18 protein-coding genes are annotated in these 17,407 nt (G+C 57.6%); 9 read left to right on the top strand and 9 right to left on the bottom strand.

The genetic code is table 11. The features are described from left to right. The first annotated feature begins 93 nt into the window (after positions 1 to 93). The 9 genes from ACQ4LH_RS01700 to ACQ4LH_RS01660 all read left to right on the top strand — a co-directional run bounded on the left by ACQ4LH_RS01700 (position 94) and on the right by ACQ4LH_RS01660 (position 6,919). Positions 94 to 690, top strand: coding sequence for a hypothetical protein (locus ACQ4LH_RS01700; protein WP_430695643.1), 597 nt, complete (start codon positions 94 to 96; stop codon positions 688 to 690). Between the two features lie 88 nt (positions 691 to 778). Then, the gene (locus ACQ4LH_RS01695; RefSeq protein WP_430695642.1) at positions 779 to 1,144 is read left to right on the top strand and encodes a lysozyme inhibitor LprI family protein; all 366 of its coding nucleotides are present in this window, start codon (positions 779 to 781) and stop codon (positions 1,142 to 1,144) included. Between the two features lie 126 nt (positions 1,145 to 1,270). Beyond that, positions 1,271 to 1,714, top strand: coding sequence for an MAPEG family protein (locus tag ACQ4LH_RS01690; RefSeq protein WP_430695641.1), 444 nt, complete (start codon positions 1,271 to 1,273; stop codon positions 1,712 to 1,714). Between the two features lie 176 nt (positions 1,715 to 1,890). Beyond that, on the top strand, positions 1,891 to 2,673 hold the full coding sequence (locus tag ACQ4LH_RS01685; RefSeq protein WP_430695640.1) for a Crp/Fnr family transcriptional regulator: 783 nt from the start codon (positions 1,891 to 1,893) through the stop codon (positions 2,671 to 2,673). Positions 2,674 to 2,767: 94 nt separating this feature from the next. After that, positions 2,768 to 3,172, top strand: a complete 405-nt coding sequence (locus ACQ4LH_RS01680; protein ID WP_430695639.1) for a DUF1801 domain-containing protein — start codon at positions 2,768 to 2,770, stop codon at positions 3,170 to 3,172. 55 nt (positions 3,173 to 3,227) lie between these two features. After that, on the top strand, positions 3,228 to 3,677 hold the full coding sequence (locus tag ACQ4LH_RS01675; protein WP_430695638.1) for an NUDIX hydrolase: 450 nt from the start codon (positions 3,228 to 3,230) through the stop codon (positions 3,675 to 3,677). Positions 3,678 to 3,755: 78 nt separating this feature from the next. Further along, positions 3,756 to 5,960 (top strand): OsmC domain/YcaO domain-containing protein, encoded by a 2,205-nt coding sequence (locus ACQ4LH_RS01670; RefSeq protein WP_430695637.1) that lies wholly within the window; start codon positions 3,756 to 3,758, stop codon positions 5,958 to 5,960. A 40-nt stretch (positions 5,961 to 6,000) separates the two neighbouring features. After that, positions 6,001 to 6,387 (top strand): hypothetical protein, encoded by a 387-nt coding sequence (locus tag ACQ4LH_RS01665; protein ID WP_430695636.1) that lies wholly within the window; start codon positions 6,001 to 6,003, stop codon positions 6,385 to 6,387. 103 nt (positions 6,388 to 6,490) lie between these two features. Continuing rightward, the gene (locus ACQ4LH_RS01660; RefSeq protein WP_430695635.1) at positions 6,491 to 6,919 is read left to right on the top strand and encodes a hypothetical protein; all 429 of its coding nucleotides are present in this window, start codon (positions 6,491 to 6,493) and stop codon (positions 6,917 to 6,919) included. Positions 6,920 to 6,921: 2 nt separating this feature from the next. Here the strand turns inward: ACQ4LH_RS01660 and ACQ4LH_RS01655 are convergent, their stop codons facing one another. The 9 genes from ACQ4LH_RS01655 to ACQ4LH_RS01615 form a co-directional block, all read right to left on the bottom strand. Continuing rightward, positions 6,922 to 7,860: a sensor domain-containing diguanylate cyclase gene (locus tag ACQ4LH_RS01655; protein WP_430695633.1), complete on the bottom strand. Its 939-nt coding sequence runs from the start codon at positions 7,858 to 7,860 to the stop codon at positions 6,922 to 6,924. A gap of 177 nt (positions 7,861 to 8,037) precedes the next feature. Next, the gene (locus ACQ4LH_RS01650; RefSeq protein WP_430695631.1) at positions 8,038 to 8,931 is read right to left on the bottom strand and encodes an ABC transporter permease subunit; all 894 of its coding nucleotides are present in this window, start codon (positions 8,929 to 8,931) and stop codon (positions 8,038 to 8,040) included. Continuing rightward, positions 8,928 to 9,809 (bottom strand): ABC transporter permease subunit, encoded by an 882-nt coding sequence (locus tag ACQ4LH_RS01645; RefSeq protein WP_275961549.1) that lies wholly within the window; start codon positions 9,807 to 9,809, stop codon positions 8,928 to 8,930. Before ACQ4LH_RS01645 ends, ACQ4LH_RS01650 begins: the two co-directional genes overlap by 4 nt. Positions 9,810 to 9,835: 26 nt before the next feature. Then, positions 9,836 to 10,978, bottom strand: coding sequence for a polyamine ABC transporter ATP-binding protein (gene potA / locus ACQ4LH_RS01640; RefSeq protein ID WP_430695629.1), 1,143 nt, complete (start codon positions 10,976 to 10,978; stop codon positions 9,836 to 9,838). 113 nt (positions 10,979 to 11,091) lie between these two features. After that, positions 11,092 to 12,183, bottom strand: coding sequence for a polyamine ABC transporter substrate-binding protein (locus tag ACQ4LH_RS01635; protein ID WP_430695627.1), 1,092 nt, complete (start codon positions 12,181 to 12,183; stop codon positions 11,092 to 11,094). A 68-nt stretch (positions 12,184 to 12,251) separates the two neighbouring features. Next, positions 12,252 to 13,349, bottom strand: a complete 1,098-nt coding sequence (locus ACQ4LH_RS01630) for an extracellular solute-binding protein (RefSeq protein ID WP_430695625.1) — start codon at positions 13,347 to 13,349, stop codon at positions 12,252 to 12,254. Positions 13,350 to 13,508: 159 nt separating this feature from the next. Further along, complete coding sequence (locus ACQ4LH_RS01625; RefSeq protein WP_430695623.1) at positions 13,509 to 14,882, bottom strand: aspartate aminotransferase family protein; 1,374 nt, start codon at positions 14,880 to 14,882, stop codon at positions 13,509 to 13,511. Between the two features lie 95 nt (positions 14,883 to 14,977). Next, the gene (locus tag ACQ4LH_RS01620; protein WP_430695621.1) at positions 14,978 to 16,336 is read right to left on the bottom strand and encodes a glutamine synthetase family protein; all 1,359 of its coding nucleotides are present in this window, start codon (positions 16,334 to 16,336) and stop codon (positions 14,978 to 14,980) included. Between the two features lie 43 nt (positions 16,337 to 16,379). Next, positions 16,380 to 17,132 (bottom strand): gamma-glutamyl-gamma-aminobutyrate hydrolase family protein, encoded by a 753-nt coding sequence (locus ACQ4LH_RS01615; RefSeq protein ID WP_430695619.1) that lies wholly within the window; start codon positions 17,130 to 17,132, stop codon positions 16,380 to 16,382. Positions 17,133 to 17,407: the final 275 nt, after the last annotated feature.

Below are 17,407 nucleotides of genomic sequence, written 5' to 3'. Positions count from 1 at the left end.
TATCCACACGACCAAATCCAGAACTTATACCCAGGCGTATTTTTGCTGCGTGGCAGCATTAAGATGGGGCCCGGAATGAGAATGAACAGAAACATGATCATTCTACAAAGCGGCCCAGAAATAATATTAATAAACCCGGTCCGAATGAACGAGGAAGGCCTTGCTGCTTTGGACCTCCTTGGCAAGGTGAGCAAACTAATTAGACTGGGTGACTTTCATGGCCTTGACGATGAATTTTACCTAAACAGATATAAATGTGAGTTCTGGACTCAGTCAGGCCAAGAAACATATAAATCGCCAAACCCAACAAAAACTATCAGCGTAAGCACTACGGGACCTATCAAAAATTCCGAATTTTTCATTTTTGAATCTGCCATTTTTCCGGAAGCAGCACTGCTCATTAAAGAGCACAAACTATTAATAACCACCGACAGCATTCAATATCATTCTGACTGGAACTATTTTTCGTGGTTTACAAAATTTGCTTTCAAGCTACTCGGCTTCAAACCAGGTCTAAACATAGGCGGCCCATGGTTGAAGCGTGTAACAGCCAAGGGTAAAACACTTAAAAAAGATTTTGAGGCGCTTTTAGCTCTCGACTTTGACGCCATTATTGCTGCACACGGTGCACTCATTGAAAATGGCGCTAAAGAACTACTCGAAACTGAAATGAGTAATGTGTTCACGTAAGCTAACAACTGGTTTAAATCGTTCGCTTCGTTCACTAGGACGGGCTAAAGCCCGCCTCTTTACCAAACGTTACAGGGTGCTATTAGCTATGGCATGGACTCGCACAGAAAAAGTAATTGGTGTGCTTATATTTCTCGCGTCTGGTTCAGCTTTTGCTTTATCGCAGACTGAATACGCTGAAAACAGCCTTGAGCGCTGGAAAGAGAATGAGCACGCCATGAGTGTGAAATTCTCTCAATTACTGAAGGAGGCCGAGCAGGAGCCTAGTCCGGATGGAAAAGAAGCCCTTAAAAACCTGAAAGAAGCAAAAGTGCACTGGGAAGAATTCAGGCGCACATTCTGTCTTTCAATGAGCGAGACATATGGTGGCGAGTGGGAAAGTGCAAGCGAGTCTGGCTGTCGAGAACGACTCACAAAATCCTTCACGGCCGATATGAATTACTATGGTTATTAAGTTCAATGCAAAGCCCCCTCTAAAAACGGGTTCAAACCGCTCGTTTCGCTCACTGGGACGGGCTAAAGCCCGTTCCTAATCCAACATCGTGTATCCCTAGACAACTATAAAACCTGGAGATTATTTATGACGATATCAGTGCAACTTCTTGGCCCAGTGCTCGCGTTGATTGCATGGTCGATGGTGATGTGGGTGTGGATGTATGCCACTCGCTTGCCTGCCGTGCGCGCCGCGCGCATTAAGCTTGACCCCAACGCGCCGCGCGGCGAGCAGATGGCTTTGTTGCCTGCGCACGTGCGCTGGAAAGCGGACAATTACAATCATTTGCTGGAACAGCCGACGCTTTTCTATGCCCTTGTGCTGACGCTTGCATTGATGGGCGTTGATACGGCAGCAAGTTTTTACTTTGCTTGGACGTATGTCTTATTGCGAGTAGTGCATAGCCTTATCCAGGTGTTGATAAACAAAATTGAGCTCAGATTTGTGCTTTTTGTGCTGTCAAATATCCCGCTGTTTGGGTTGCTCTACATTGGCATTGCTGAATTTTTAACGACTTCAGGTGCGGCATAAGAAGTCGTTAAACACTCCCTAGATTGGGCCGCTAAGGTTATGCAGGGACTCGTTTCCTGCGAACGCTCAGAGCCCAAGCCTATGTGGGGTTCTGCACCGAATTCGTACTGGACAGCACGTATGCTCCAAGCGCTTTGAGCGAGTATCTCTAACGATTCAGTGCCAAGAGCAGCTAAATGTCCGCTAAACCCCAGCCCGAGCCGCAGCAGAATCATCTTCTGGCCGCCTTGTCGCCCGAGGTGCAAACCCGTTTGTTCCCGCACCTAGAGCTGGTGCCATTGCCGTTACGCGCGTTGCTGTATGAGTCTCGGCGCCCGATGCGTCACGTTTACTTCCCTACTGATGCCATCGTCTCGCTGCAGTACATGATGGAAAACGGCGCCTCGACCGCGATCCTTGTGGTGGGCAACGAGGGGTTGCTCGGCATCAGTTTGCTGATGGGTGGGGAAAGCACACCGAGCCGCTCGCTGGTACAAAGCGCCGGTTACGCCTATCGGCTCCCCCGGCTGCGGGTGAAAGAGGAGTTCAACCGCCACGGCCAGCTGTTAATGCTTATGCTGCGTTATACCCAGGCGCTGATTACGCAGGTCTCGCAGACTGCCGTCTGCAACCGGCATCACTCGATCGACCAGCAGCTCTGTCGCTGGCTGCTGCTTTCCATGGATCGCCTGTCACACAACCACTTGACCATGACCCAGGAATTTATTGGCAACATGCTCGGCGTTCGCCGCGAAGGCGTTACCCAGGCCGCGTTGAAATTGCAGCATCTCGGGGTAATTTCCTATGCGCGCGGATTGATCAAGGTACTGGATCGGCCAAAACTTGAGGCGCTGAGTTGCGAGTGCTACTCGGTGGTGAAAAAGGAAACAGACCTGCTGCTTGATTACGTACCGCAGCGCCAAGTAATCACTGATGTTGACGCTATTCCCACTGCGACGCTGCCCAAGACGCAGGCGTAGACCTTGGCTACTCTGATCGAGGCTGCCGATGGGCCGGTCGGCATCGTGCTGCTGCAGTTGCAGCAGTGCGAATGATATGAGTGGGTGAAAGCCTATGAATCCAGATATTCAGAGCAAGTTTGCTAGCTGCCCCAAAGAGGCTAAGCAGCAGCTTGAGCGCGTACGCGCGCTGATTCTGGCCATTGCGGCTGAACATAAACTGGGCGATATCGAAGAAACACTTAAGTGGGGCGAGGCCAGTTATTCGATCAAGGGTGGTTCACCGATTCGTATCGACTGGAAAGCCAAAGAGCCGAGTGCAATCAGGGTGTTTTTCCACTGCCAGACGCGCCTGGTCGCCACCTTCAAGGAAATCTACCGTGACGAGTTCGGATATGAGGGCAATAGAGCCGTTGTGATCCCTCTGGATACGGATATTGAGCAGGTGCCGCTAAGGCATTGCCTGCTGCTGGCGTTGAAGTATCAGAGTCTGAAACACTTGCCACTACTGGGCGCGTAGGCTGACGGGCCGTCTATATACCGCCCCATCCATCTTCAATAAATCCGAGACAAGCATGGACGTCAGAAAATCCGCACGCTTAATAATTGTCGACGGCGATGGTCGGCTGCTGCTTTTTAACTACAAGGACGAGCATCAAGCACCCTTCTGGGCGACCGCTGGCGGCGAGTTGAAGGCGGGTGAGGATTACCGGACTGCAGCCACTCGCGAGTTGTATGAGGAAACCGGGCTGAGGCTGGAAATCGGTGCGCTGTTGAAAGAGCGCGATGAGGTCTATGCCGTAGCGCGCTCGGTGCCGGCCAGATGGCTTGAGCAGTACTTTCTGGTGGAGTGCCCGGCCAATACGACGGTGTTTGCCGCCGACTGGACGGAGGAAGAACAGAGCACGATTCAGCAGTGGCAATGGTGGGATCTGGCGCAGCTGCAGCAAGCGCCGCCGTCACTCTTGAAACCTGAGTGGCTACCGGAGTTACTGCAATCGCTCTTGCTCGCTCGTCAGAGCTAACCCGCACCGCGCAAGACTTCCCGCCGAAAACCCGGATAATGGCCGCCATTCGTTTAGCCCGTATTCTGGTAATCCCGCATGGAAATCAAGGTCAAGTTTCTCGACAACCTCCGACTTGAAGCAAAGTTCGATGACTTCACGGTGGTGGCTGACCAGCCCATCCGCTACAAGGGCGATGGCTCGGCGCCGGGGCCGTTTGATTACTTTCTGGCCTCCTCGGCGCTGTGCGCGGCTTACTTTGTGAAGCTGTATTGCGACACGCGCAACATCCCCACCGACAACATTCGCCTGTCGCAGAACAACATCGTTGACCCGGAAAACCGCTACCAGCAGATCTTCAAGATTCAGGTCGAACTGCCGGCGGATATCTCCGAGAGGGATCGCCTGGGCATTCTGCGTTCCATCGACCGCTGCACGGTGAAGAAGGTGGTGCAGGCCGGGCCGGAGTTCGTGATCGAGGAAGTGGAAAACCTCGACGCCGATGCCCAGGCGCTGCTGATTCCGGCGCTGACTGCTGGCGAAGGCACGCGCATCCTCGGCAAGGACCTGCCGCTGGAAGAAACCATCGCCAATATGTCGGGAATCATGGCCAAGCTCGGCATGAAGATTGAGATCGCCTCATGGCGCAATATCGTGCCCAACGTGTGGTCGCTGCATATCCGCGATGCGCACTCGCCGATGTGCTTTACCAACGGCAAGGGCGCGACCAAGGAAGGCGCGCTGGCGTCGGCGCTGGGCGAGTTTATCGAGCGGCTGAACTGCAATTTCTTCTACAACGATCAGTTCTGGGGCGAGGAGATCGCGGGTGCAGCGTTTGTGCATTACCCGGACGAGCGCTGGTTTAAACCGGGGCCCAAGGATGCGCTGCCGGCAGAGATTCTCGACGACTACTGCCTGGCGATTTACAACCCGGACGATGAGCTGCGCGGCTCGCACCTGTACGACACCAACTCCGGCAACACCCTGCGCGGCATCTGCTCGCTGCCCTTTGTGCGTCAGTCTGATGGTGAGGTGGTGTACTTCCCTTCCAACCTGATCGAAAACCTTTATCTCAGCAACGGCATGAGCGCCGGCAACACCCTGGCCGAAGCCCAGGTGCAGTGCCTGTCGGAAATCTTCGAGCGCGCGGTCAAACGCGAAATTCTCGAAGGCGAACTGTGCCTGCCGGACGTGCCGCAGGAAGTGCTGGCCAAGTACCCGGCCATCCTCGCCGGTATTCAGGGCCTGGAAGCCCAGGGTTTCCCGGTGCTGGTCAAGGACGCATCCCTGGGCGGCGAATTCCCGGTGATGTGCGTAACCCTGATGAACCCGCGCACCGGCGGCGTGTTCGCCTCGTTCGGCGCCCACCCAAGCTTCGAGGTGGCGCTGGAGCGCAGCCTGACTGAACTGCTGCAGGGTCGCAGCTTCGAGGGCCTGAATGATCTGCCGCCGCCGACCTTTGAAAGCCAGGCGCTGATGGAGCCGAACAACTTCGTCGAGCATTTCATCGACTCCAGCGGCGTGGTGTCGTGGCGTTTCTTCAGCGCCAAGGCGGATCACAAATTCGTCGAGTGGGACTTCTCCAGCCAGGGCGAGCACGCCAACACCGAGGAGGCCGCGACCCTGTTCGGCATTCTCGAAGCCATGGGCAAAGAGGCCTATATGGCGGTGTATGAGCACCTGGGCGCCACGGCCTGCCGCATCCTAGTGCCGGGTTACTCCGAAATTTATCCGGTCGAGGATCTGATCTGGGACAACACCAACAAGGCGCTGCTGTTCCGCGCGGACATCCTCAACCTGCACAGCCTGAATGATCGCGGCCTGAAATCCCTGCTGCGCAATCTGGAGAACAGCGATGTCGACGATTACACCGATATCACCACGCTGATCGGCGTCGAATTCGACGACAACACGGTGTGGGGCCAGCTGACGATTCTTGAGCTGAAACTGCTGATCCACCTGGCGCTGAAGAAGTACGACGACGCCAAGGAACTGACAGAGGCCTTCCTGCAGTACAACGACAACACCGTCGAGCGCGGCCTGTTCTATCAGGCGTTGAACGCAGCGCTGGAAGTGCAGCTGGACGATGAGCTGGAGATGGCCGACTTCGAGCCCAACTTCCGCCGTATGTTCGGCAATGAGCGGATGGATGCGGTGCTGGGCTCGCTGGACGGCAGCGTGCGCTTCTTCGGCCTGACGCCGACCAACATGCAGCTCGAAGGGTTGGACCGCCATCTGCGCTTGATTGAGAGCTACAAGAAGCTGCACGCGGCGCGGGCCAAAGTGGCCGCTGTATCGGTTTGAACACCACGCACACCCAATCACCACACACACGAGGGAACGTATGAACTTTGTATTAGGCAACTTCAAATGGCTAATGCTGGTGTCCGGCGTGCTCACCGCAACCATGTTCTACGGCCTGTTCGCGCCGCAGGCTGCGCTTGAATCGATGTTTGGAACGACGTTCTCCGGCCAGCTGGAATCCCTCGTGATTCGCAGCTGGTCAGCACTGGTTGGCCTGATGGGCGTGATACTGATTTATGGCGCACTGAACGAAAAACACCGCGCCTTCTGCGCGGCCATAGCGGCATCAAGCAAGGCGATTTTCGTAACCCTGGTGCTGATTTATGGCCAGGCGTTTCTGAGCAAGGCCGCTGCAACGATCATCATGGATATCGTGGTAATCAGCGCCACGCTGATCTTCCTGCTGGCGTTACGTATCAAGCGCTAGAGCGCCTAATTGCACGCCTGACCGTGCTCATCGGAGCCGGCTTGCAGTGCCCCAGATAAAACCACTAACCCTTATTCGTTACGACCTATTCATGGATGAATGCATGAACATCAAGATGCTTCTGAGCACCAGCCTGCTGCTATTGGCGGGCTGCCAAAGTGACAGCGCACGCAAAACCGAACCAGTTACCCAGGCCGTTGAGGCAGGCGGCACGGCGACAATTATGGTGATTGCCAAAGACAAGGCGAAGCTGGGCGAGAGCGGCTTCGATTTCAGCGATAACGACAAAGTGCTGCTGTCGCAGATGAAGATAAGCCGCACGGTGACCTTTGAGGTTACCTCCGGTAGCCATACCTTTGCGGTGTCGTCATGGGGTAGCCCGGCTTATACCCTGCAGGCGGAGTTGCCGCCGGAAAGTGAAACCTGCATCCAGATAACAAGCAACGCCGCGAACTACTTCGGCAAGTTCATCTTCCCTCTAATGCGCAACGCCACCCCGACCCATGTTGCGCAGGTCGTGCCCTGCGCATAGCGCTAGGGCACTGCGGCCAACACCGCACAATTGCGGCCCTGGTGTTTGGCTTGGTAGAGCAAACGATCCACGGTTTCGAGAAAGGCCTGGGGCTGGTCAAGCGGGCCGGGGGTCAGGGTGCCGACGCCGAGGCTTAAGGTCAGCAGCGGGCTGACCTGAGAATGGGCGTGCTGGATGTTCTGCTCTCGAATCAGCTGGCGGCAGCGCTCAGCGACCTGCGCGGCGGCCTGGGCATCGGTTTCCGGCAGCAGCAGGACAAACTCTTCGCCACCATAGCGGGCCATCAGATCACGCGGGCGCACGGCGGCGCCGCTCAAGGCTTTGCCGACGCTTTTCAGGCAGTCGTCGCCCTGGATATGACCGTAGTGGTCGTTGTATTCCTTGAAGTAGTCGATATCCAGCAGAATCAGTGACAGCGGCTGGCCGGTACGTTGGGCGTTGCTCCATTCCACCTGCAGGCGGCTGTCGAACATGCGCCGGTTGGCCACGCCGGTGAGGCCGTCGAGGTAGGACAGTTCTTCGAGCTGTTGCTGCAATTGCAGCAGTTGCTGCTCGGTCTGTTTACGCTCGCTGATATCGAACATAAAGCCGATCAGCGACTCGACCTCGCCAGCCTCGTTACGCAGCACATGCACCACATCGCGAATCCACACGTAATCGCCATCGCGGGTCAGGGCGCGGTAGTCGGCTTCATGGTCAGTACCGGCCTGGGACTGCGACACGCAGAAGGCCACCACCGTATCGCGGTCTTCGGGGTGCATGCGCTCGGCCCAGTCGTTGGCGCTAACCCAGCTGGCCTGTGGCCAACCGAGCAGGGTTTCGATCTGCGGGCCGATATAGGCGAAGGTCATGCTCGCCCAGTCGATCTTCCAGGGAATGGCCTTGGTCGACTCCAGCAGGGTCTTGTACACCGCGCTGTCGGCGCTGTTCGAGTCGGTCATGGCAGGCAATCCGGACGGCTGATAGCTGAGGTTGTAACCAAGATCAGCGGGCGGCGCAACATTGGCCGGGCTGACTGGCCAGTACTGGTAGCGGGCGAAAGGAACGGCGGACGTGCTGGTTGCGCAGAATGCACAAGGGCCGCTAATGCGGCCCTTGTGGGTTACGGCGAGGTGCGATCAGGCATGCACCTGGGATGGGTCACGACGGCTGTCGGGGCCGTTCATCAGCGCGGCACCGGTGGTTTCATCCATGGCCTGCTGCAGGGCCTTCTTGCGCTTCTCTTCGGCGCGGTGGGCGAAGAACCACACCAGGAAGGTGGCGAAGGACACCGCCAACAGGATCAGGCTGGCCACGGCGTTGATTTCCGGCTTCACGCCCAGACGCACGGCAGAGAAGACTTCCATCGGCAGGGTGGTCGAACCCGGCCCGGAAACGAAGCTGGCGAGTACCAGATCGTCCAGCGACAGGGCGAAGGACATCATGCCGCCGGCCGCCAGCGAAGGCGCAATCATCGGGATGGTGATCAGGAAGAACACCTTCCACGGTTTGGCACCCAGGTCCATGGCCGCTTCTTCGATGGACAGGTCCAGCTCACGCAAGCGCGACGACACCACCACTGCCACATAGGCAGAACAGAAGGTGGTGTGGGCGATCCAGATGGTCAGCACACCACGCTCGGCAGGCCAGCCGATCAGCTGGGCCATGGCCACGAACAGCAGCAACAGCGACAGACCGGTGATCACCTCAGGCATGACCAGCGGCGCGGTGACCAGGCCACCGAACAGCGTGCGACCCTTAAAGCGCGTAACGCGGGTCAGCACGAAGGCGGCCATGGTGCCCAACGCTACGGCGGCAATCGCGGTGTAGCAGGCGATTTCCAGCGAGCGCATTACCGAGTTCATCAGCTGGGTATTGTCGAGCAGGCCGACGTACCACTTGACCGACCAGCCGCCCCATACCGTTACCAGCCGCGAGGCGTTGAACGAGTAGAGCACCAGGATCAGCATCGGCATATAGATAAAGACCAGGCCGGCCCACAACATAAAGTTGGAGAAACTGAAACGCTTCATGGTCGACCCTCCATCTCTTTCGCTTGGTTGCGGTTAAACAGAATGATGGGGACGATCAGGATCGCCAGCATCACCACAGCCAGAGCAGAGGCAACAGGCCAGTCGCGGTTGTTGAAGAACTCCTGCCACAGCACCTTGCCGATCATCAGGGTCTCCGGGCCGCCGAGCAGTTCAGGAATCACGAACTCACCGACCACCGGGATAAATACCAGCATGCAGCCGGCGATGATGCCGTTCTTGGCCAGCGGCACGGTGATTTTCCAGAAGCTGTTGTAGGTGCTCGAACCCAGGTCCGCAGCCGCTTCCAGCAGGCTCTGGTCGTGTTTAACCAGGTTGGCGAACAGCGGCAGGATCATAAATGGCAGGTACGAATAGACGATACCGATGTACACCGCCAGGTTGGTGTTGAGGATCTGCAGCGGCTCGTTGATCAGCCCCAGCCACATGAGGAAGCCATTGAGCAGGCCGTTGTTGCTGAGGATGCCCATCCAGGCATACACGCGGATCAGGATCGCCGTCCAGGTCGGCATCATGATCAGCAGCAACAGCACCATCTGCTTGTCCTTGTCGGCACGGGCGATGGCATAGGCCATCGGGAAGCCGATAACCAGACAAAGCAAAGTGCTGATCGTGGCCATCTTCAGCGAGCCCATATAGGCCGCCAGGTACAGCGCATCCTCACTGAGGAAGATGTAGTTACCCAGGTTGAGCACCAGGGTGAATTTGTTTTCCACCCAGGTGTACACGTCGGTGTACGGCGGGATGGCCACGTCGGCTTCGGCGAAGCTGATCTTCAAAACAATGAAGAACGGCAACATAAAGAACAGGAACAACCAGAGAAACGGCACCCCGATAACCAGGTGCCGGCCCGTGGGCATGCGGCGGCTGATGCTTCGGATAATGTTCATGAGCGCAATGCCACCCCGCTATCGTCCTCCCACCAGACGAACACTTCGTCGTCCCAGGTAGGTCGTGCGCCACGCCGTTCGGCGTTGGCAACAAAGGACTGAACCACCTTGCCGCTTGGCAGCAGCACGTGGAATACCGAGTGGCCACCGAGGTAGGCGATGTCGTGCACGGTGCCGCGCGACCAGTTGTGTTCGCAGGTTGGCTGCTCGGTGGTGACCAGCAGTTTTTCCGGGCGGATGGCGTAGGTGATGCTCTTGTCCTGCACCGAGGTGCTGACGCCGTGGCCGACGTAGATATTGCGTTCCAGATCCGGGCTGGCGATCAGCGCATGGCCTTCCATGTCCTCGACCACCTGGCCTTCGAACAGGTTGACGTTGCCGATAAATTCGCAGACCAGACGGCTGGTCGGGGTTTCGTAGATGTCCACCGGGCTGCCGATCTGGGCGATCCAGCCCAGGTGCATGATGGCGATGCGCTGGGCCATAGTCATGGCCTCTTCCTGGTCGTGGGTCACCATCACGCAGGTCACGCCGACGCGTTCGATGATCTCGACAAGCTCAAGCTGCATCTGCGAACGCAGCTTCTTGTCCAGAGCACCCATGGGTTCGTCGAGCAGCAGCAGTTTCGGCCGTTTGGCCAACGAGCGAGCCAGGGCCACACGCTGACGCTGACCACCAGAGAGCTGGTGCGGCTTGCGCTTGGCGTACTGGGTCATGTGCACCAGCTTGAGCATTTCTTCGACGCGGGCGTCGATTTCGGCTTTCGGCAGTTTGTCCTGCTTGAGGCCGAAGGCGATGTTGTCAGCCACGCTCATGTGCGGGAACAGTGCGTAGGACTGGAACATCATGTTGATCGGCCGCTCGTAGGGCGGCAGGTCGGTGATGTCTTCGCCGTCGAGCAGAATGCGCCCTTCGGTCGGACGTTCGAAGCCGGCGAGCATGCGCAGCAGAGTCGATTTACCCGAGCCGGAGCCACCGAGCAGGGCGAATATTTCACCCTTGTTGATGGTCAGCGAAACGTCATCAACCGCGATGGTTTCGTCGAACTTCTTGGTCACACGCTCGATCTTGACCAGCACCTCTTTCGGTTGCTGATCACCCTCGAGAACCTTTTTATAGGCACTGGAAGCAACTGCCATTACCAAAACTCCCGCAAAAATTGGGTCACTGACCCGAATATAATCTGCCGCGCTTGGCGCAGCGGGCCGTACGCTCAGGCCGGGCCTGGCGTACGGGGTCTTTCAGTTTCCGCTTACTGACCTGACTTGATCTTCGACCACGAGCGCGTCATGGCACGCTGGATCTTCGGCGGCAGTTCAGTGGAGATGTAGAGTTTGTCCAGCACGGCCTGTGATGGATAAACCGAAGGATCGTTACGCACTTCCTGGTCCATCAGCTCGCCGGCCTTGGGGTTTGGGTTGGCATAGCCGACATAGTCGCTGACCGTGGCGATCACCGCGGGGTCGAGCAGGTAGTTGATAAAGGCGTGCGCTTCCTTGACGTTCTTCGCGTCGGCCGGGATGGCCATCATGTCGAACCACAGGTTGGCGCCTTCCTTGGGAATGCTGTAGGCAATCTCGATGCCCTTACCCGCTTCCTCGGCGCGTGCGGCAGCCTGGAATACGTCGCCGGAGTAGCCGAACGCTACACAGATGTCGCCATTGGCCAGGTCGCCGATGTATTTCGAGGAATGGAAGTAGGTGACGTAAGGCCGCACGGCCATCAGCTTGGCCTCGGCCTTCTTGTAGTCCTCTGGATCAGTGCTGCGCGGGTCGAGGCCCATGTAATTGAGTACGGAAGGGAACATCTCGTCTGGAGAATCCATGAACGCCACGCCGCAGGCGTTGAGCTTTTTCAGGTTCTCCGGCTCGAAGATCATGGCCCAGGAGTCGATCTCGTCGACACCGAGCACTTCCTTGATCTTGGCTACGTTGTAGCCAATACCGTTGGTGCCCCACAAGTACGGCACCGAATACAGGTTACCGGGATCGTTGACTTCCAGTTGCTTGAGCAGCACCGGGTCAAGATTCTGCCAGTTCGGCAGCAGACTGCGGTCGAGCTTCTGGAACGCGCCCGCCTTGATCTGCTTGCCGAGGAAATGGTTGGACGGCACCACGATGTCGTAGCCGGAACGGCCCGCCAGCAGTTTGCCTTCCAGGGTTTCATTGGAGTCGAACACGTCGTACATGGCTTTGATGCCAGTAGCCTTCCGGAAGTCGGCCAGGGTGGTTTCGCCGATATAGTCAGACCAGTTGTAGACATTGACCACAGGCTCGGCGGCTTGCACGGCGGAGACGCTGACGGCGGCGGCCAGCAGGCCGGCCAGAAGTGGAGTACGACGCATAGGAGCTTCCTTATTGTTGTGGGTGAATGCGGCGGAGCAACCCGCCGCACACCGTTAGGGCTATGGCATTACTGACCCGATTTGATCTTGGTCCAGCTACGGTTCATCGCGCGTTGCGCGTTAGCTGGCAGATCCGGGAAGGTGTAGATCTTGGCCATGGTGGCCGCGTCCGGGTAAATGCCCGGGTCGTTGCGCAGCACTTCGTCAACCAGCGGGGTGGCCGCGGCGTTACCGTTAGGGAACTGTACGAAGTTGGTGATGTTGGCCATGACCTCTGGCTTCATCAGGTAGTTGAGGAACACGTGAGCGGCTTCGACGTTTTTCGCATCAGCCGGGATGGCCATCATGTCGAAGAAGCTGCCAGCACCTTCTTTCGGGATGCTGTAGGAGATGTTCACGCCGTTCTTGGCTTCTTCAGCACGGGACTTGGACTGGTACAGGTCGCCCGAGTAACCGATGGCCACGCAGATGTTGCCGTTGGCCAGGTCGCCGATGTACTTGGAGCTGTGGAAGTAGGAGGTCGAGGAACGGATCGAAAGGAACAGCTCTTCGGCTTTCTTCAGCTCGCCAGCATCGGTGCTGTCCGGCTTGAAGCCCAGGTAGTTAAGGGCGGCCGGGATGATTTCAGTCGGCGAATCGAGGAACGACACACCGCAGTCTTTCAGCTTGGCGATGTTTTCTGGCTTGAACACCAGGTCCCAGGAGTTGACTGGCGCATCGGCGCCCAGCGCGGCCTTGACCTTGTCGACGTTGTAACCGATACCGATAGTGCCCCACATGTAGGGAATCGAGTACTGGCTACCCGGATCGCTTGGATCCAGTGCCTTGAGCAGGTTCTTGTCGAGGTTTTCCCAGTTCGGCAGCTTGGATTTATCCAGCTTCTGGAACACACCGGCCTTGATCTGCTTGGCCAGGAACGGGTTGGACGGCACCACGATGTCGTAACCGGAGCTGCCGGCCAGCAGTTTGGCTTCCAGGGTTTCGTTGCTGTCAAAGACGTCGTAGACGACCTTGATGCCGGTTTCTTTCTGGAAGTTGTCGAGGGTGTCTTCTGCGATGTAGTCGGACCAGTTGTAAACGTGCAGGACCTTGTCATCCGCGTGTGCGGCACTTACTACGGCCCCAGCTAGGGACAACGCGAGAAGGGTTTTGCCGAATGTGTTCATGCGTACAGCTCCTGTTGTTGTAGTCGTTTTCCGGAAGATGCGCAGCCATCTGCAACACCTTCCGGTGAGCCTGACCTACGCAGTGGCGCAGTCTGGCAAGGTCACACCCCGGTTGACAACATTCAGACGTAAGCATCTGAAACCAAAGATTATTAAACCTTAGACCAGCACCTCTGCAGCGGTCAGATCAAGGCATTTACGGGCCTTGTCCAGCAGTTCGTCGATCTCCGCATGGCTGATTACCAGCGGCGGCGAAATGATCATGGTGTCGCCTACGGCGCGCATGATCAGACCATTATTAAAGCAGTGACCGCGGCAGATCATGCCAACGCCCACATCTGCGCTGAATCGCTTGCGGCTGGCTTTGTTCTGCACCAGCTCAATGGCGCCCAACATACCGACGCCACGCACTTCACCCACCAGCGGGTGATCGGCCAGCTCACGCAGACGCTTTTGCAAATACGGTGCCGTTTCTGCTTTGACTCGTTCAACAATCTTTTCTTCGCGCAGAATGCGCAGGTTCTCCAGGGCCACAGCAGCAGCCACCGGGTGCCCGGAATAGGTAAAGCCGTGGTTGAAGTCACCGCCCTGGTTGAGCACCTCGACGATATCGTCGCGCACGATCAGCCCACCCATGGGGATGTAGCCGCTGGTCAGGCCCTTGGCGATGGTCATCATGTGCGGGGTGTTGCCGAAATAATCGCTACCGAACCATTCGCCGGTACGGCCGAATCCGCAGATCACTTCATCGGCGATAAACAGGATGTCGTACTTGGCGAGGATTTCGCGGATGCGCGGCCAGTAGCTGTCCGGCGGGATGATCACCCCGCCCGCGCCCTGGATCGGCTCGGCAATAAAGGCGGCCACGTTCTCTTCGCCAACTTCGAGGATCTTCTGCTCCAGCTGGTCGGCGGCCCAGATACCAAATGCCTCGGGGCTCATGTCGCCGCCCTCGCCGAACCAGTACGGCTGCGGAATATGCACAATGCCCGGAATCGGCAGGTCGCCCTGCTCGTGCATGTACTTCATGCCGCCCAGGCTCGCGCCGGCCACGGTGGAGCCGTGGTAGCCGTTGACCCGGCTAATGATGACCTTCTTGTTCGGCAGGCCCTTGATCGCCCAGTAATGGCGCACCATGCGCAGCATGGTGTCGTTGCCTTCCGAACCTGAACCGGTGAAGAACACGTGGTTCATACCTTGCGGGGCCAGCTCGGAAATCGCCTTGGCCAGTTCCAGCGCCGGCGGCGTGGCGGTCTGGAAGAACATGTTGTAGTAGGGCAGTTCTTGCATCTGTTTCGCGGCGGCGTCTGCCAGTTCCTTGCGACCATAACCAATCGCCACACACCAGAGCCCGGCCATGGCGTCGAGGATCTTGTTGCCCTCGCTGTCCCACAGGTACACGCCGTCGGCCTTGGTGATGATGCGCGGCCCATTTTCCGCCAGCTGTTTGAAATCGCTGAACGGCGCGAGGTGATGTTCGCGGCTCATGGCCTGCCACTCGCGGGTTTTCGGGTTGGTCACTTGACTGTTCATAACGACACCTTGCTTACACAGGCTGCGCGTTGCAGCCCGATAAAAATTCTTGGCAGTGACTGGCGCAGGGATCACCCACGCCAGCCACCTGACGGTTACACCGACAGCAGCAGGAACTCACGTTCCCAGGAACTGATGACCCGCTTGTAGTTCTCGTGCTCGGCGCGCTTCACCGCGACGTAGCCGCGCATGAACTTGTCGCCCAGGTACTGCTCGGCGTCCTTACAGGCCTCCATACGCTCCAGCGCATGCTCGATGGTGATCGGCAGACGCAGGTTACGCCGCTCATAGCCACGCCCAACAACCGGGGCGCTAGGCTGCAGGCCGTCGACCATGCCCATGTAGCCGCACAGCAGGGAGGCGGCGAGCACCAGATACGGGTTGGCGTCGGCACCGGCCAGGCGGTTTTCCACGCGGCGGTTCTGCGGCGTGGCTTCCGGTACACGAAGGCCCACGGTGCGGTTCTCTTCGCCCCACTCGACGTTCACCGGTGCCGAGGTATCCGGCAGGAAGCGGCGGAACGAGTTGACGTTCGGCGCGAACAGCGGCAGCAGCTCAGGGATGTACTTCTGCAGGCCGCCGATGTGGTGCATAAACAGTTCGCTCATGCTGCCATCGGCATTGGAAAACAGGTTCTGCCCGGTCTTGATGTCCACCACACTCTGGTGGATGTGCATCGCGCTGCCCGGCTGATCGGTGATCGGCTTGGCCATAAAGGTGGCGGCCACGTCGTGCTTGAGCGCCGCTTCACGCATGGTGCGCTTGAACACGGTGATCTGGTCGGCCAGGTGCAGGGCCTCGCCGTGACGGAAGTTGATTTCCATCTGCGCCGGGCCGTCTTCATGAATCAGCGTATCGAGGTCCAGGCCCTGGATTTCACACCAGTCGTAGACGTCTTCGAACAGCGGGTCAAATTCGTTGGCGGCATCAATGGAGAACGACTGACGGCCCACTTCCGGACGACCGGAGCGGCCCATCGGCGCAACCAGGGGGAAGTCCGGGTCGCTGTTGCGTTTGGTCAGGTAGAACTCCATTTCCGGCGCGACGATCGGCTTCCAGCCCTTGTCAGCGTAGAGCTTGAGTACATTCTTGAGGATGTTGCGTGGCGACAGCTCGATCGGGTTGCCCTGCTTATCGAAGGTGTCGTGGATCACCATCGCAGTCGGCTCAATGGCCCAAGGCACCAGGAACACCGCGTTCTCGTCCGGGCGGCAGAACATATCGATGTCCGCCTCGTCGAGCAGGTCGTAATAGATGTCGTCCTCGACGTAGTCGCCGGTTACGGTCTGCAGCAGCACACTCTCGGGGAGGCGCATGCCTTTCTCGTCGAGGAACTTGTTGGTCGGCGAAATCTTGCCACGGGCAATGCCGGTAAGATCGCTGATCAGGCATTCAACTTCGGTGATTTTGCGTTCTTTCAGCCAGCTCGAAAGCTGGTCTAGTTTGGTGCTCATAGAGACCTCAGGGTTGGTGAGAGCCGACCTATATATAGTCGGCTCAGCGTTGCCCCGCCGTCTTCCTGCAAGCCTCACCAAAGGCCTGGAAGATGGCGAGATAATTCGGGTTGGATCGTACCTGCCATTCAGGGTGCCATTGCACCCCCAATGCGAAGCTTTTGGCACCTTCGACGGAGAAGGCTTCGATCAACCCGTCAGGCGCCAGTGCTTCTACGCGAAGGCCCGGCGCCAGACGCTGAACGCCCTGGCCATGAATGGAATTAACTTGAATCTCGTCCGGCAAGCCGAGGCCGGCGAGCAGCCCGCCCGGCTGCACATGCAGCGCGTGACGCAGGCCATATTGCTGTTCTGTGGGCAGGTCACCGGGTTCACGGTGATCCATCAGCCCATCAACCTCGTGTACGCGCTGGTGCAGCGCACCACCGAAGGCCACGTTCATCTCCTGAAAGCCACGGCAGATGCCGAGCACCGGGATACCGGCGGCAATTGCTGCTTTAATCAAGGGAAGGGTTGTACTGTCACGCGCCGGGTCATGGGCGGTGCCAGGTTCGCTGGCGTCACCCGCATAGTGGTGCGGTTCAACGTTGGAAGGTGAGCCGGTAAACACCAGGCCATCGATGTGCTGCAGCAGGTAAGCCTGATCAAGCTGCTCGCCCAGTGCGGGAATGATGACGGGCATACCGCCAACCACCTGAACGATGGCCTGCAAGTATTTATCGCCTGCGGTGTGGTAGATGTTGTGCCCGATCTGCTTGGTACAGGCACTAACGCCGATAATCGGCTGGCGTGACATGAGACACCCGTTTTATTGCTGTTATGGGTTTCGACCGAGCTTAGCGTTGTTCATTTTTTTTCACAATAGTCATGTAAAAAATTGAACACACCCGACTGAGCACCGCGGCAGGCAAGGCTTTGAGCAGAGCGGTATTGCCCTGTAATGCCCTAAAACTGGCCATCAAGCCCCCTTTTGGGGCAAAATGCGCCTCTCTTGACAGCATCTGGTGTTTAAGATTGACTCACACCCGTGCAGTTGCATGATTGATATTTTTAACAAAAAAGGTGTTGCAT

The sequence above is a fragment of the Pseudomonas peli genome (genome assembly GCF_050563605.1).
GTDB classification, from domain to species: Bacteria; Pseudomonadota; Gammaproteobacteria; order Pseudomonadales; family Pseudomonadaceae; genus Aquipseudomonas; species Aquipseudomonas peli_A.
The sequence above is the reverse complement of the archived record's forward strand: the minus strand, read 5'-3'. Positions and strand labels throughout refer to the sequence as shown.